16 protein-coding genes are annotated in these 15,143 nt (G+C 70.9%); 9 read left to right on the top strand and 7 right to left on the bottom strand.

The window, feature by feature from the left end:
- Positions 1–29 precede the first annotated feature (29 nt).
- The 4 genes from ACWC09_RS22100 to ACWC09_RS22085 form a co-directional block, all read right to left on the bottom strand.
- Positions 30–1,349: an MFS transporter gene (locus tag ACWC09_RS22100; protein ID WP_450852276.1), complete on the bottom strand. Its 1,320-nt coding sequence runs from the start codon at positions 1,347–1,349 to the stop codon at positions 30–32.
- A 66-nt stretch (positions 1,350–1,415) separates the two neighbouring features.
- Positions 1,416–2,402, bottom strand: a complete 987-nt coding sequence (locus ACWC09_RS22095) for a 5-oxoprolinase subunit C family protein (RefSeq protein WP_450852275.1) — start codon at positions 2,400–2,402, stop codon at positions 1,416–1,418.
- Entirely contained in the window at positions 2,395–3,117 is a 723-nt protein-coding gene (locus ACWC09_RS22090) for a 5-oxoprolinase subunit B family protein (RefSeq protein WP_450852274.1), read from the bottom strand. Before ACWC09_RS22090 ends, ACWC09_RS22095 begins: the two co-directional genes overlap by 8 nt.
- Positions 3,110–3,892 (bottom strand): LamB/YcsF family protein, encoded by a 783-nt coding sequence (locus tag ACWC09_RS22085; RefSeq protein WP_450852273.1) that lies wholly within the window; start codon positions 3,890–3,892, stop codon positions 3,110–3,112. The genes ACWC09_RS22090 and ACWC09_RS22085 overlap by 8 nt, the downstream gene beginning before the upstream one ends.
- Positions 3,893–4,167: 275 nt before the next feature.
- Here ACWC09_RS22085 and nac point away from each other — a divergent pair, with 275 nt between their 5' ends.
- The gene (gene nac / locus ACWC09_RS22080) at positions 4,168–5,106 is read left to right on the top strand and encodes a nitrogen assimilation transcriptional regulator NAC (RefSeq protein ID WP_450852272.1); all 939 of its coding nucleotides are present in this window, start codon (positions 4,168–4,170) and stop codon (positions 5,104–5,106) included.
- A gap of 24 nt (positions 5,107–5,130) precedes the next feature.
- Here nac and ACWC09_RS22075 read toward each other — a convergent pair whose 3' ends face one another.
- Positions 5,131–7,164: a heavy metal translocating P-type ATPase gene (locus ACWC09_RS22075; RefSeq protein ID WP_450852271.1), complete on the bottom strand. Its 2,034-nt coding sequence runs from the start codon at positions 7,162–7,164 to the stop codon at positions 5,131–5,133.
- A 33-nt stretch (positions 7,165–7,197) separates the two neighbouring features.
- Positions 7,198–8,313, bottom strand: coding sequence for an acyltransferase family protein (locus ACWC09_RS22070; protein ID WP_450852270.1), 1,116 nt, complete (start codon positions 8,311–8,313; stop codon positions 7,198–7,200).
- Positions 8,314–8,470: 157 nt separating this feature from the next.
- On the opposite strand from ACWC09_RS22070, the gene ACWC09_RS22065 reads away from it, so the two are divergent.
- The 4 genes from ACWC09_RS22065 (at position 8,471) to ACWC09_RS22050 (ending at position 11,331) form a co-directional block, all read left to right on the top strand.
- Positions 8,471–8,719, top strand: coding sequence for a hypothetical protein (locus ACWC09_RS22065; protein ID WP_450852338.1), 249 nt, complete (start codon positions 8,471–8,473; stop codon positions 8,717–8,719).
- An 11-nt stretch (positions 8,720–8,730) separates the two neighbouring features.
- Positions 8,731–9,906 (top strand): flotillin family protein, encoded by a 1,176-nt coding sequence (locus ACWC09_RS22060; protein WP_450852269.1) that lies wholly within the window; start codon positions 8,731–8,733, stop codon positions 9,904–9,906.
- Positions 9,907–10,012: 106 nt separating this feature from the next.
- Positions 10,013–10,330 (top strand): DUF1905 domain-containing protein, encoded by a 318-nt coding sequence (locus ACWC09_RS22055; protein ID WP_450852268.1) that lies wholly within the window; start codon positions 10,013–10,015, stop codon positions 10,328–10,330.
- On the top strand, positions 10,330–11,331 hold the full coding sequence (locus ACWC09_RS22050) for a glycoside hydrolase family 43 protein (RefSeq protein ID WP_450852267.1): 1,002 nt from the start codon (positions 10,330–10,332) through the stop codon (positions 11,329–11,331). The genes ACWC09_RS22055 and ACWC09_RS22050 overlap by 1 nt, the downstream gene beginning before the upstream one ends.
- 153 nt (positions 11,332–11,484) lie before the next feature.
- Here ACWC09_RS22050 and ACWC09_RS22045 read toward each other — a convergent pair whose 3' ends face one another.
- Complete coding sequence (locus ACWC09_RS22045; RefSeq protein WP_450852266.1) at positions 11,485–12,003, bottom strand: helix-turn-helix transcriptional regulator; 519 nt, start codon at positions 12,001–12,003, stop codon at positions 11,485–11,487.
- 78 nt (positions 12,004–12,081) lie between these two features.
- Here ACWC09_RS22045 and ACWC09_RS22040 point away from each other — a divergent pair, with 78 nt between their 5' ends.
- From ACWC09_RS22040 to ACWC09_RS22025, 4 genes are all read left to right on the top strand, one after another.
- Positions 12,082–12,732 carry a hypothetical protein gene (locus ACWC09_RS22040; protein ID WP_450852265.1) on the top strand — a complete coding sequence of 217 codons (651 nt, stop codon included), beginning with the start codon at positions 12,082–12,084 and terminating at the stop codon, positions 12,730–12,732.
- A 192-nt stretch (positions 12,733–12,924) separates the two neighbouring features.
- Positions 12,925–13,299, top strand: coding sequence for a BlaI/MecI/CopY family transcriptional regulator (locus ACWC09_RS22035; protein ID WP_450852264.1), 375 nt, complete (start codon positions 12,925–12,927; stop codon positions 13,297–13,299).
- Positions 13,296–14,207 carry a M56 family metallopeptidase gene (locus tag ACWC09_RS22030; protein WP_450852263.1) on the top strand — a complete coding sequence of 304 codons (912 nt, stop codon included), beginning with the start codon at positions 13,296–13,298 and terminating at the stop codon, positions 14,205–14,207. Before ACWC09_RS22035 ends, ACWC09_RS22030 begins: the two co-directional genes overlap by 4 nt.
- 255 nt (positions 14,208–14,462) lie before the next feature.
- Entirely contained in the window at positions 14,463–15,023 is a 561-nt protein-coding gene (locus ACWC09_RS22025) for a hypothetical protein (RefSeq protein ID WP_450852262.1), read from the top strand.
- Positions 15,024–15,143 lie beyond the last annotated feature (120 nt).

Raw genomic sequence — 15,143 nt, 5'->3', positions numbered from 1 at the left:
TCGGGGGTGGGGGGTGAGGGAGGTGGGGGTTACGCGTCGCGCAGTGGCAGGTGAGCCCTGTCCTCAACCCGGGAGACCGCGAGGAGCGTGCCGAGGGCGGTGAGGACGGCGTAGAAGGCGGGCATGTTGGTGTTGCCGGTCTTGTCGATGAGGTACGTCATCAGCAGGGGCGCCGTGCCGCCGAAGAGGGCGGCGGAGACGTTGTAGCCGAGGCCGTAGGCGGAGTAGCGGACGCGGGTCGGGAAGAGCTCGACGAGCAGGATGTGGATGACCCCGGTGTGCCCGGCGAAGATGACCGCCATGACACAGGCGCCGACGATGGCGAGCGGGACGCTGCCGGTGCCTATGAGCAGGTAACAGGGAACTCCCGCCGCGGCCATGGCGATCGCGGCGCCCGCGAGGACCTTCTTGCGGCCGATCCGGTCGGAGAGGCGGCCCATGTACGGGATCGCGATCGAGATGGCCACCAGGCTGGTCGCGGTGACGAGCAGGCCCTGCACCTTGCTGAAGTGCAGTTCGGTGTTCATGAAGGTCGGCATGTAGCTGAACAGGACGTAGTAGCCGGAGCCGTTCATGAGCGGGATGAACAGCGCGAGCAGCATCGCGCGGCGGTGCTCGGCCGAGGAGAAGGCCTCCTTGAGGGGGTTCTTCGCGAGGCCGCCGCCTTCTTGCAGACGGGTGAAGTTGGGAGTGTCGCTGATCCGCTTGCGGATGTAGATGCCGGTGATGCCGAGCGGGATCGCCAGCAGGAACGGGATGCGCCAGCCCCACGCCTCCATGCGGTCCGCGCCCAGGCCGCTGGTCATGGCGGCGGCGATGAGCGTGCCGGTCAGCAGGGAGAGGAACGAGGCGATCTGGGCGTAGCTGGTGTACTGGCCGCGCTTGCCCTCGGGGGCGTGTTCGGCGAGGAAGCTCATCGCGCCGGATGCCTCGCCGCCGACCGAGAAGCCCTGCGCGACCCGCAGGAGGATCAGCAGGATCGGTGCCGCGATGCCGATGCTCGCGTGCGAGGGCAGGATACCGATCGCCGCCGTCGCGACGCTGATCAGCATGATGACGAAGACCAGCATCCGCTGCCGGCCGATGCGGTCGCCGAGGTGGCCGCAGATGATGCCGCCGAGCGGGCGGAAGAAGAACGAGACGGCGTAGCCGAGGAAGACGAACTGGACGGCGGTGGCGTTGTCCGTGCCGGGGAAGAAGACGGCGGCCAGCGTGCCGGCCATGAAGCCGAAGATGCCGTTGTCGTAGAGCTCGGCGAAGATGCCGACGCAGCCGGCGAGGGTGACCTTCCTGGCCGTTCTGGGGTCGACTGTGTTGGGGACCGGCTGAGCGGCTGCCACGGTACTCATGTGGCGTCTCCTGTCTGGAGGAGGGGCGGGGACTGCATTGCTCACAGCTCTGTGCGGGTGCCGGGTCTAGGGGGTTGCGGGGACGGGGATGCGCAGGGCCTCGAAGACCGTGCGCACACGTGTCTTCAGGGCGTCCACGGCGTGCCGTTGCGCCCGGTGGGCGGCCACGGCCTCGGTGATCGTGCGGCGGCGGAAGCGGAGGGTGCGGCCGGGCCCGGCCTGCCCGAGGAGGGACAGTCCGGTCGCGGTGACGACCGCGAGGACGGGGTAGCCGGCGGTGACACCGCGCCCTCGGTGCAGGACGAGGAGTTCGTCGCCCGTGGGCACCTCGACGGCTCCGACGGGGACCCCGCGCGAGAGCACCTCGCCGGTCGCCACCCGGCGCGGCACCTCCCCACCCAGGCGCAGGCCGATGTGGTTGCTCTGCGGGCTCACGGTGTACGGCTCCCGGAAGAGCCGTTCCGCGGTGTCGCCGAACTCGGCGAGGTCGGGGCCGTCGGTGACGTCGATGGTCCAGGTGGGGTCGAAGTGGTGGACGGGGACTTGGAGTCGGAAAAGGGGGATACGGAAGTGGGGGTGGTCGAGGGGCGGGCAGGGGGTACGCAGGGCGAGTTCGTCGCCGTCGCGCAGGGCGTGGCCGAAGCCGAGGATGGTGTCGGGGGCGCAACTGCCTTGCAGAAAGGGTGTGTTGACCGAGCCGAGGACGGCCAGGTAGACGCGGATGCCGAGTCGGATGCCGGTGATGCGGACGGTCTGGCCGCGGCGGACGGAGATCGGTTCCCACTGGGGGCGGGCCACACCGTCGACCGTCAGGTCCGCCGGTGCGCCGGTCAGCGCGATGAGGATGTCGGTCGAGGGGGTACAGCCGAAGTCGAGGGCGGTGATCTCGATCAGGGGTGCGTGCTCCTCGTTGCCGCAGAGCACGTTGGCGACGCGGGCCGAGTGCTGGTCGAGGGCGCCGTTGGCGGGCAGACCGTAGCGGGAGCGTCCTGGGCGGCCCAGGTCCTGCACGGTGGCGAGGCCGGCGCGATGGACGGTGAGGGTGTCAGCCATGGGCCGCCGCCAGGGACCGTCCGGTGTGGTCGTCCCACTCGTCGGGGCTGATCGGGTGGAAGCGGAAGGTGTCCCCCGGGCGGTACGGGGTCAGCGGGTCGGCGTCGAGGTCGAGCACCGACAACGGCGTACGGCCGAGCAGCGGCCAGCCGCCGGGCGACGGCATCGGGCAGATGACCGCCTGCCGGCCGGCCACCGCGACCGACCCTGGAAGGACGCGCGTCCGCGGTGAGGCCAGTCGGGGCACCGGCCGCGGGAACGCGGGGCCGTCCATCATCGGGGCGCCGGCCGGGGCGCCGAGACAGCGGACCGTCAGATCGGAGGCCGAGTGCAGTTCCACGACCTCCTGCTCGGTGAGCCCCAACTGCCCGGCCACGACCGGCAGATCGGGGCCGTACTCGCCGCCGTACACGACGGGGACGACGAACCGCCGGGGCGCGACGGCCGGTTCCGGCCGCTCCCCCAGCCGGTCGGCCTCGCGCCGCAGCACACGCCGTACCGTGTCGTGGTCGGTACGGGTGCAGTCGAACTCGACGAGGAGTGCGTCGTACGTCGGTACGGTCCCCTGAATCCCGTCGAGCCGGACCGCGTCGAAGGCGTCCGCGAGGGCGTGCACGAGCCGCCAGTCGCGCTCCGCGTCCCGGCTCACGGCGCGGGCCACGACGGCCGAGTCACCGCAGTCGACGATCACCACGTCGCCGTCCGGCTCAGTCATCGCGGCCGTCCAGTACGTCGGTGAGGGCCGTGAACTTGACGCCCGCGGCGAGGAGTTCGTCCCGGATGCGGTGCGCGAGGTCGACCGAGCCGGGGGTGTCGCCGTGCAGCAGTACGGTGTCGCAGCGGACGGGGAGGTCGTGGCCGCCGACGCTGCGGATGACGCCCTCGGTGACCATGCGGACGGTGCGCTCGGCGATCTCCGTCTCGTCGTGGATGACGGCGCCGGGCTCGCTCCTGGGCACCAGGGTGCCGTCGTCCCGGTAGGCCCGGTCGGCGATCCCGACGATGCCGACGCGCAGGCCACGCGCGCGTGCCGCGTCGGCGAGCTCGCCGTCCTGGGCCAGCACGATCAGCGACGGGTCGAGGGAGGCGACGGCATCGGCCACGGCGGCCGCGTAGTCCGGGCGGACGGCGACCAGGTTGCCGAGCCGGCCGTGCGGGGCGATGTGCCGGACCCGGGTGCCGTGCGCCGCCGCGAAGGCCTGGAGCGCGCCGACCTGGTAGAGCACGTCGGTGCGGACCTCGTCCGGGGTGAGGTCCATGGCACGGCGGCCGAACCCGACGAGGTCCGGAAAGCTGGGGTGCGCGCCCACGGCGACACCGCGCCGCACACAGTGGCGGACGGTGGCGTCCATGATCCGCGGATCGCCCGCGTGGAACCCGCACGCGATGTTCGCCGAGGTCAGCACATCGAGCAGCGCCTCGTCGTCACCCATCGTGTAGGCACCGAACCCCTCTCCGAGGTCGGCCACGAGATCCACCGTGTGCGTCATGAGATCCTCCGGGCGCTTGGAAGAAACGGCATGTCGAGGGAGAACACAGCATCAGAAAAAGGCCGTTGCAATTCCCGTGAATGCACTGGCGAGTTCCGGTCGGGTCGGCCGGAAATCCGCGTTTCGGTGAACGTAATACCAACGGCACGTTGCGACAAATACGGGTTCTGCGTGACGCAATCACCGCTCGCTATGACCGGGCGTCCGGCGCCTCGGGGCCGGTCCCGCGATCCGGCCCCTACGATGAGGCCCCGCCCCAGCTGGAAGGCCCGCGCATGGACACCAGGCGTCTCTACTCGTTCGTGAAGATCGTGGATGCCGGGAGCATCACGCGCGCGGCCGACATCCTGCACATCGCGCAGCCCGCCCTCAGCCAGCAGCTCTCCGCGCTGGAGGGCCAGTTCAAGCAGCAGCTGCTGATCCGCAGCAAGCGCGGGGTCGCTCCGACCGAGGCGGGCCGTGCGCTGTACCGGCACGCCCAGCTCATCCTGCGCCAGGTCGAGCTGGCCCACGCGGCGGTCGACGTCTCGGGGCGGGCGCCCGCCGGCAACGTCTCCGTCGGTCTGGCCCCGTACAGCATGGGCGCCGCCCTCGCGCTGCCCCTGCTGACCAGCGTGCGGCGGCGCTACCCGGACATCCTTCTCCACATCAACGAGAACTTCGGCGGTGTCATCAGCGAGGCGATCATGACGGGCCGGATGGACATGGCGTTCATCTACGGCGCCGGGCCGCTGCGCGGTGTGCAGTTCGAGCCGCTGCGCACGGAGGACCTGTTCCTCATCGCCGCGCCCGGCGCGTCCGTGCCGCCCGGCGCGGGCGACGTCCCGCTGGAGGCACTGGCCGACGTGGGCCTGTTGCTGCCGAGCCGTATCCACACCATCCGGCAGGTGGTCGACGGCGCCTTCCAGCAGGCCTCGTTGACACCGCGGGTGGTCGGGGAGATCGAGTCGGTGCTGACCCTGGTCAGCGCGGTCGGCGCCGACCTGGGGGCGACGGTGCTGCCCTGGTCGGCGGCGCGGGCGATCCTGGACGTACGGAATCTGGTGGTACGGCGGATCGTCGAGCCGACGATCACGGTCAAGCTGTCTCTGTGCACGTCCGACAGTCAGCCGCTGTCGGAACCGGCACTCGCGGTGCACGACCTCTTCCATGAACTGATTACGGAATTCGGCGAGTCCGACGCCGGGGACGTGAATTCCGCGGGCGCCAGGTAAATCTCCGGTATCTCGGCCGACCTGCTATTCCGGTCGATCAGGGTCCTTGAATTCGTACGACAGCAGGCGCAGCCCGTTCAGCCCGACGAGGACCGTCGAGCCCTCGTGGCCGGCGACGCCGAGCGGCAGGGGCAGGGCGCCGACAAGATCCCAGGCGACCAGGCCCGCGATGAAGACCCCGGCGATGACGAGGTTCTGCACCACCAGTCGCCGGGCCCGGCGGGAGAGGGCGATCACCGCGGGTACCGTGGCGAGTTCGTCGCGCACGATCACCGCGTCCGCGGTCTCCAGCGCCAGGTCGGAACCGGCCCGGCCCATGGCGATGCCCGCGTGAGCCGCGGCCAGGGCGGGGGCGTCGTTGACACCGTCCCCGACGACCAGCACCTTGCGCCCGGCGCCCTCCAACTCCCTTACCGCGTCCGCCTTGTGCTGCGGCAACAGCCCTGCGCGGACGTCCTCGATGCCGACCTCGGCGGCCAAGTGGGCGGCGGCGCGCGCGTGGTCACCGGTCAGCAGGATGGGGGCGGTGCCGGTGAGGCCGGTGAGGGAGCCGACGGTGGCGGCGGCGTCCGGGCGCAGGCGGTCGGCGAGGCCGAGGAGGCCTGCGGGGGTGCCGTCGGAGACGACGAGGACGGCGGTGCGGCCGCACGCCTCCAGTTCGGCGGCGAGGGCGATGGCGTGTGCGGCGGCAGCACCGCCCGCGCTGTCGGACACGCCATCGCCACCGCGGGCGCCGTCGCGTGCGGCTTCGGCGTTCGTCGCACCGCCGAGCAGTCGCCCCGGAGCCCCCACGGCGACCCGCCGCCCCTCGACCGTCGCCGTCACCCCCACTCCCGGCGTGGAGTCGAAGTCCTCCGCCGGTGCCAGCGGCAGCCCCCGCTCACGCGCCGCCTGCACCACCGCCCGCGCCAGCGGATGCTCGCCGGGGTGCTCGGCCGATGCCGCGAGGGCCGTCAGCTCCCGCTCCCCGAGGCCGGATCCGGGCAGCGGCCGCACGTCCGTCACCCGGGGCACGCCCTCGGTCAGCGTGCCCGTCTTGTCCAGCGCGACCGCGTCGACCTGTCCGAGCCGCTCCATCACCACCGCGGACTTGACCAGCACACCGTGCCGTCCGGCGTTGGCGATGGCGGACAGCAGGGGCGGCATGGTGGCCAGTACGACCGCGCAGGGCGAGGCCACGATCATGAAGGTCATGGCCCGCAGCAGCGCCCCCTTCAGGTCGTCGCCGAAGACGAGCGGGACGAGGAAGACGGCGAGCGTGGCCGCCACCATGCCGAGCGAGTAGCGCTGTTCGACCTTCTCGATGAACAGCTGGGTGGGTGCCTTGGTCTCGGACGCCTCCTCGACCATGCGGACGATCCGGGCGATGACCGAGTCGGAGGCGTCCCGTTCGACGCGGACGCGCAGCGCACCCGTGCCGTTGACGGTCCCCGCGAACACCGGGTCGCCGGGCTCCTTGGCGACGGGCAGCGGCTCACCGGTGATGGACGCCTGGTCGACCTCGCTCGCCCCGCCCAGTACCAGTCCGTCGGCGCCGACGCGCTCCCCCGGCCGTACGAGAACGAGGTCGCCGACCGTCAACGCCTCGGCCGGTACGGCCTGTTCGGAGCCGTCCGGGGCCAGCCGGGTCGCGCCGGCCGGTGCCAGGTCGAGCAGACCGCGCACCGAGTCGGCGGTGCGGGCGGTGGCCAGCGCCTCCAGGGCGCCCGAGGTCGCGAAGATGACGATCAGCAGAGCACCGTCCACGACCTGCCCGATCGCGGCGGCGCCGAGCGCGGCGACGACCATCAGCAGATCGACGTCGAGGGTCCGCTCCGCCAGCGCCTTGAGCCCCTCCCAGCCCGGCTCCCAGCCCCCGGTGACATACGCCAGCGCGTACAACGGCCCCCAGAGCCACGCCGACTGCCCCGTCAACTGCAGCGGCAGCGCCGGCAGGAAGCAGGCGGTCGCGGCGAGCGCCCAGCGCATCTCGGGGAGGGCGAGGAAGCGGGTGCGGCGCCGGGGTGCGGGGGCGTCGGGAGCGGGGGCATGGCGGGGCGGGGTGAGGGTCGAGGTCACCGGCTCACCATACAGGAACACATGAAGAGTCATTCATCTCTTCATTGGTTCATTCGTACGCCGGCGGAGCAGCAGCCGCCGTGCGGGGCGCTCGACCGCCTCGTACAGCACCCACGCCAGTCCCAGGGACACGGTGAAGGCCACGACCGTGACCGCCAGGCCCTCGACCACCCCGAAGCCGGGGCGGGCGCCCAGCAGGCCGGTGCCCGCCCGCAGCACCAGCAGATGGACCATGTAGAAGGCGAACGACAACTCCCCGAGCCGCACCATGCGCCGGTGCCGCCACAGGGAGGGCAGTCCGTGCAGGTCGGCGACGGCCGCCGCCGGGATGAGCAGGGCGAAGCCGATGACGGTGCAGGTGGTGGCCGGGTAGCCGGGGGTCACCTGCGGGACCAGGAAGTAGCCGATGACCGCCAGGGCGAGCGAGGCCTCCAGGCCCGGTCCACGCCAGCGGTCGAGCAGTACCAGCCGGGCGACGGCGGCGCCGATCACGAACTCGGGCAGCCGGGCGGCGGGCAGGGAGTAGAGCGGCTGCGAGAACCAGTGGTGGGCGTCCGCCCAGGCCAGCACGAAGACCGCGAGCAGCGAGACCCCGGCCAGCGCCGCCGCCCCGCGGGCACCGAGCCGGCGGAGCAGCAGCGCGAGCAGCGGGAAGGCGGCGTAGAAGAAGGCCTCGCAGGCCAGTGACCAGCTGACCGGGTCCAGGGTCTGCCACCAGGGGCGCCACCAGGAGTGGACGAGCAGGACGTTCGCCACGCCCTGGCCCAGGGTCGGCTGCGCCAGATGGGGCAGCGTCCAGGCCATGAGCAGTGCGACCGCGGCGGTGACCAGGTGCACCGGCAGGATGCGGGCGACGCGCCGTCTCCAGAAGGCGGGGGCGCGGTCGCCGGGCCTGGCGGACCACATGAGCACGAACCCCGACAGCACGAAGAAGAAGGACACACCGGTGCCGCCGGCGCCGAAAGCCCAGGTCGCGAGGGACTGGGCGGTGCCGTCGAAGTAGCGGAAGTTGTGGATGTGCAGGCCGAAGACGAGCAGGGCGGCCATCCATCTGAGCCCGGTGAGGGACGGCAACGAGGGAGCCGAGGGGATCCGGGCAGGCCTGGCGGTGGACGGGGCGGGAGCAACGAGGGTGGCGGACGACGACATGAGAGGGAGCGTTGCCGGTTCACCATCTTCCAATCGGTGCCGTAGGGAACGTCACACGAACGGAGGGCGTCATTGGAATCGTCCCTGGTGTTAGGCCCGCGCTACTGGTGGGTCTATCGTCGGAATCGTGGGCCATAGGTGGGAGGTCGGCCGGGTGATGCCGGAGGACGAGGCTGTGATCGGCTGTATCGGGAAGGTGCTCATCGGCACCCGCGGTTCAGCGGGGCCCGGCGAGGTCCTGGTGCCTGTCCGGGGCGGCTCCGAGACCTTCCTCGCCTGGTCCGACGATCCCCTGCCGACGGGGGCGACGGTGCTCGTGATCGAGTCACGTGGACGTCGTGCGGTCGGCGTCATCGAGTGGGAGGACCCACTCTCGGCGTTCGGCGACTGTGCCGACGCAGACTGAGGAGTAGCAGAATGTTCGGTTACCGCGTTCCCGCTCCCGACGAGGCGATGCTGATCTCGGGTGGCAGGCGGGGACTGGGGGGCGCGCCGTTCCGGGTGGTGACGGGGCACGGCAAGTTCGTGCTTCCGATCTTCCGAAAGACCCGTTTCCTCACGCTGGCGATGTGCGAGGCCGAGGTCACGGAGACCTGTGTGACCCGGCAGGGCATCGCCCTGAACGTCCGCGCAGTCATCGCGTTCAAGGTCGGCAACGACACCGAGAGCATCATCAACGCGGGCCAGCGTTTCCTCTCGGACCAGGACCAGATGTCGGTGCTGACCGGCCGGATCTTCGCAGGCCACCTGCGGGCGATCATCGGCTCGATGACGGTCGAGGAGATTGTCACCGAGCGGCAGAAGCTGGCCGCGGAGGTCCTGGACACCTCGAAGATCGAGATGGCGAAGATCGGCCTGATCGTCGACTCGCTGCAGATCCAGTCGATCGACGACGGCGCCACCGGTTACATCGACGCGATGTCCGCCCCGCACAAGGCGGCCATCCAGCGACAGGCCCAAATCGCCCAGGCGCAGGCCACCCAGGCCTCGGCCGAGGCGGAGCAGGTGGCGGCGCGCAACCAGGCCGAATACGCCCGGCAGACCGCGGTCGTCAAGGCGGAGTACTCGGCCGAGGTGGACCGGGCACAGGCCAAGGCCGCTCAGGCCGGACCGCTGGCCCAGGCCCACGCCCAACAGGAGGTGCTGGCCGCACAGACCGAACTGGCGCAGCGGCAGGCCAAGTTGCGTCAGCAGCAGCTGGTGGCGGAGATCGTGAAGCCGGCCGAGGCCGAGGCCGAGCGGATCAAGCTGCTCGCCCAGGCGGACGCCCAGCGGATGAAGATCCAGGCCGAGGCGGCGGCCTCGTACGACCGGGTCGCGCTGGACCGGATGCTGATCGACCAGCTCCCGCAGATCGTGAAGGAGGCCGCGGGCGGCCTCGCCGGAGCCAACGTCAACGTCCTCAACGGCGCCGACGGCCTCGGTGAGATCGCCGCCGGCCTGGTCTCCCAGGGCCTGACCATCCTGGACTCGGTCCGGCAGAACCTCAGCGGGGACGAGTCCGAGGGGCGTCCCTCGAGGGGCGGCGGCGTTCTCGAACTGCGCGCGAACAACGACCGGAAGTCGGACGACGGTCCGGTGGACGTCGACTGACGGAGGTGAACGCGGTTCATGGGCTGCGGGCCGGCGCTTCAGCGCCGGCCCGCAGCCCTTTACGCTGGCCACGACCTGCCCGAACTCCAGAAACGGGGCTGACACCGTGGAACTCGCCTTCACCGGCACGGTGATCGAATGGCGCGGGCCGGCGCCGTACTACTTCGTCCCCGTTCCCGAGGAGGAGTCCGCCGACATCCGGTCGGTGGCCGCGGCGGCCACGTACGGCTGGGGCGTGATCCCGGTGCAGGCCCACATCGGCGACACCGCTTTCGAGACGTCGCTCTTCCCCAGGGACGGCGCATATCTGCTGCCGCTCAAGATCGCCGTGCGCAGGCCTCGGGGGCTGTCGGCGGGGGACGAGGTGGCGGTGCGGATGACGGTACGGCTCCAGGTCCACGGCGAGTTCGACGGAGCGATCTGATGCGACTTCCCGACATGCCGCTCCACGACCCGTTCGTCGTCGCCGACGAGGCGACCCGTACCTACCACCTCTACACGTCCAACGACCCGTCCGTGTCCGGCGTGGACGGTGTCGGCACGATGGTCTACCGCAGCCGGGACCTGCGTGACTGGGAACGCCCCCTCGTGGTCTTCCGGACCGCCGGCCAGAAGGGACTCTGGGCGACCGAGGGCGGCTGGGCACCCGAGGTGCACCCGTGGGAGGGCAGGTACTACCTGTTCACCACCCTGCACAACCAGGACGGCCAGCTCCCGGCCCCTCCGCCCGGCCAGTGGGGCACCCCGTTCCCCACGACGACCCATCCGCGCGGCACGGTCACCGCGGTCTCGGACTCCCTGCTGGGCCCGTTCACCGTCGTCGACACCGCCCGCCCCACCCCGCCCGCCCACCTCATGACCCTCGACGGAACGCTCTACGTCGACCCGTCCGGACAGCCCTGGATGGTGTACGCCCACGAGTGGCTCCAGACCATCGACGGAACCATGGAAGCGATCCGGCTGGCTCCGGACCTGACCGGCACGATCGGCGACCCCGTCTTCCTCTTCAAGGGCTCGGACGCGCCCTGGCTCGGCGAGCAGATACCGGCCGGCGTACCGCACCAACTCCCGCCCTACGTCACCGACGGCCCCCAACTCCACCGCGCCCCCGACGGCTCGCTCCTCATGCTGTGGTCGACGTACGAGAAGAACGTGGTGGGCAAGGACGGCACCCTCACCGGCGGCTATGTGCAGACCTACGCCGTCTCCAACTCCGGTGACCTCAAGGGTCCTTGGCGACAGCGACGCCCCCTCGTCCGCGAGGACAGCGGTCACGGCATGCTGTTCCGCACCTTCGACGACCGGCTGATGATGATCCTGCACCGGCCCTTCGAGAACGCCCGGGGAAAGCTGTACGAGATGGAGCTCACCGGCGACGAACTCCGGGTGCTCCGGCAGCGGACCGACCTCGACGGGGGTGGGTGACGGGCGGACCGGTGGCCGACGAAAGAAGGGCCCCGCAGGCCTCCACCCGCGAAGACCCTCCGCACCGTCGGGACGACAGGATGTGAACCTGCGACCGTGGAAGGCTCGACGGCGTCCTCTCCGGCCGACGGCATGCCGGTGTGCCACACGCTGTCAGCCGACGTTGGCGCCCGGCGAGTCGTCCGCCGGGTGTCCGTCGCGCAGGGCGGCGAGCGCGGCGGCGAGCTTGCCGCGGCTGGTGATGCCCAGGCGGGGATAGATGCGGTACAGATGGGCTCCGACGGTGCGGTGCGAGATGAACAGGCGCTGGCCGATCTCCCGGTTGCTGAGCCCCTGCGACGCCAGCACCGCGATCTGCATCTCCTGGGCCGACAGCCGGTCGCTGGTGTTCGCCTGCCGCCGACCGCTCGACTCGCCGGCGGCGCGCAGTTGTTCGCGGGCCATCTCGGCCCAGGGCCGCGCGCCGACCCGGTCGAACGCGTCGCGGGCGCTGCGCAGCGGGCTCCGGGCGTCGACGTTGCGCCGTTGCCGACGCAGCCAGCGGCCGTGGTGCAGATGCAGCCGGGCCCGCGACAGGGCCCAGCCGGCGGGCAGCGCGGCCGGCGCCGCGGTACAGCGCTCCTCCGCCGAGATGCCTACCTGGTCTACCTCGACGGCATCGGCAAGCGCCACGTCCGCGACAGCCGGGACTGCGGCCAGCTGGTCAAGGCCCTGATCGCCGGAGCGCCGGAGCTGCGGGTCCTGGGACAGGTGCAGCCCTACTCACCACTGGCCGACCCCCTTGCCGATCGGCCGGTGTGGGCGTGGCTGCGCCGCCGCATCGGGCTGTTGCTGTTCCTGCACAATGTCGTGCAGACCTTCGTCGCCGCCGACCACCGCTACCGCCCCCTGTACAACCGGGCCGTCGGCTCCCAGATCGCCACTCAGCTCCGGCTCGCCGGCTACCGGCCCGACAGCGGTATCCCCGTGGTGCTGCTCAGCTACAGCGGCGGCGCCCAGGTCGCCACCGGCGCGGTCGACGAACTGCACACCCAGCTGCGCTGCCCGCTCCTGCTGATCACACTCGGCGGGTTCCACAACGGCGCCAACGACCTCACCCACGCCGAGCACTTGTATCAGCTCACCAGCGCGAACGACCAGATCGAGCGGATCGGTACCTGGATCTTCCCCCAGCGCTGGCGGCTGCTCCGTCGTAGCGGATGGAACCGGGCCCGCCGCGCCGGGAAGATCACCGTGCATCGGCTCGATCCGGCCACCCACTTCGGGCCGCGCGGCTACATCAACCCGACTGCTCCGCTGCCCGACGGCCGCAGCCACCTCGACCGCACCGCCGACACGGTGATCGCGGTCATCCGCGCCCGGCACAGCGCGACCGTCACACAAGGGGACCCGTTGCCATGAGGGTCTCCCCGCCGGCCACGTCACCGTGACAACCGCCACCCCGCTGGACGACGCCCGGATGCGCGAGGCGATCGACGAAGCGGGTTACCAGTTCACCGGACGGGTGTGACCGTCGGCCTTCGCCCCGCAAGCCCGACAGGACCGGCGTCTACTATGGCCGTGCGTATTCGGTGGCGAAAGGGAGTCAGGCCCATGCGACGGCTGGGGGATCTTGAGGCAGAGATCATGGATCGTCTCTGGACGTGGAACCGTCCGGCGACGGTGCGTGAGGTCGTCGACGACATCAACAAGGTCCGCCCCGTCGCGTACACCACAGTGATGACCGTCACCAACATCCTCTACACCAAGGGCTGGCTGTTGCGCGGCAAGCAGGGCCGGGCCTGGCTCTACACTCCGGTCCGCAGCCGCGAGGCCTACGCCGCAGCGTTGATGGAGGACGGTCTGGGCGAGAGCAAGGACCGCTCCACCGCGCTGGTCCACTTCGTGGAGAACATGTCCGAGGATGAGGTCGCGGCCCTGCGCAAGGCTCTGCGGAACGTGAGTCGGCAGGCGAAGGCCGAGTCGTGAACGCGGCCGTGGCGCTCGTCGGCTACACGGCAGCGGTGGGCGTCGTCGTCCCGCGTCTGCTGCTGCGCACCAGTTGGCCGCACCGGGCCCCTGCGCTGGCGGCCGCCGTATGGCACGCCCTCGCGGTTTCCTTCTCGATCGCGGCCGCCCTCACCGCGGCCACCCTGGCCATGCCCACCGAGCATCTGCACGCGGGGCTGGTAGGGCTCCTGCACAACTGCGGACTGAGCACAAGCGCAACCGGGCCCGATCCCGACATGGCGGACCGGCTGGCCGTCGGGATTCCCGCCGCGATCGGGATCGCCCTGGCCGGGACCTTCGCCTTCCACGTCGTACGAGCCCATCGGCAGCGCACGCAGCACCGGGAAGCCCTCGACCTGGTGGGCCGCCACTCGGCCCGCTTGTGCGCCACGATCCTGCCGTACAACACCCCTGCCGCCTACTGCCTGCCCGGCCGCCGCCCGCGGATCGTGATCAGCGACGCGGCCGTACGCCACCTGACGCCCGAGCAGCTCGACGCCGTGCTGGAACACGAGCAGGCCCACATCGCGGGCCGCCACCACCTGGTCCTCGCCGCCATAGAGGCCTTCCACTCCGTCTTCCGCTGGGTGCCACTGGCCCGCCACGCCCGTGAGCAGACGGCACTGCTGCTGGAGATGATCGCGGACGACCGGGCGCTGCGCAGCCACTCCCACGAGGTGCTGGCCACCGCGATGTACGAGATGGCCGCGGCCCGCACCCCGAAGGGCGCACTGGCAGCGGGCGGCCCGAACGCCCTGATCCGCCTGAAGCGCATCCTCGGCCCGCGCGAGGCACCGCACCCCGTCCTGTGGGGTTCCGTCGCTGCGGCGGCGATGGCGGTCCCGCTACTGCCTCTGCTGGTCGCCTGCCCGCCCGGTCTCGGCTGAACGCTCCAGCCGGGTCGCGGACCTCAAGGTGCGGTACCTGCCGTACGGAGAACTCCCGTCGAACCGGGAGGCGATCATGCGGTTTGGCAAGGGACCGCATCCCATTGAGGCCCTGGCGCGCGACCTGAGCTGAGTCGGCTCGGCGGCACCGACGGTCAAGACTTTGCCATGTGCCACTGGTGACTGAACGGAACCGAAGTTGCCCGACGTACTAAGGAAGTAAGTAGAAACAGCCTCCCGGCGAAGGGAAACTCCGTGATCCGCCAACGCACCGTCCTCGCAGCAGCCGCAGGGCTCGCCTCCACGCTCCTGTTGGCGGCATGCGGCTCCTCGTCGGACAACGCGTCCAGCACGAGCCCCGGCAACGCCGCGCCGGTCGCCACGGCCAGTTCGGCTCCCGCGACCTCCGCGCCGGCCGACAGCGGCGGTTCCGACAGCGGACATATGGCCACGACCACCATGCTGATGGCCAAGTCGATGAAGGGCATGGGCAGCGTGGTCACCGACGACAAGGGAATGACGCTCTACCGCTCCGACATGGACCAGGCGACCCCTTCCATGTCGATGTGCACGGGTGCCTGCGCGAAGACCTGGATGCCCGTCATGGCACAGGACTCCGTGCAGACGATGGGGGTGGAGAAGAGCCTCCTCGGCAGCGTCAACCGCTCGGACGGCATGAAACAGCTCACCCTTGGCGGCTGGCCGTTGTACCGGTACATGGGCGACACGAAGGCCGGACAGATGAACGGCCAGGGCAAGGACAAGATGTGGTTCGCCGTCACTCCGGCCGGCAAGAAATCCGCCATGACGGGCTGAGCGAGGCCGTGCAGCCGTGGGGCGGTGCCACAGGCCGTCAGAGGACAGCCCGCCCCCCTGCTCTCGACGAACTTCTGCCGCGAAGCGACCTCGCCCCTGACCAGGATCAACGAGTCCTAC

This window comes from Streptomyces sp. NPDC001617, assembly GCF_053596855.1.
The sequence above is the reverse complement of the archived record's forward strand: the minus strand, read 5'-3'. Positions and strand labels throughout refer to the sequence as shown.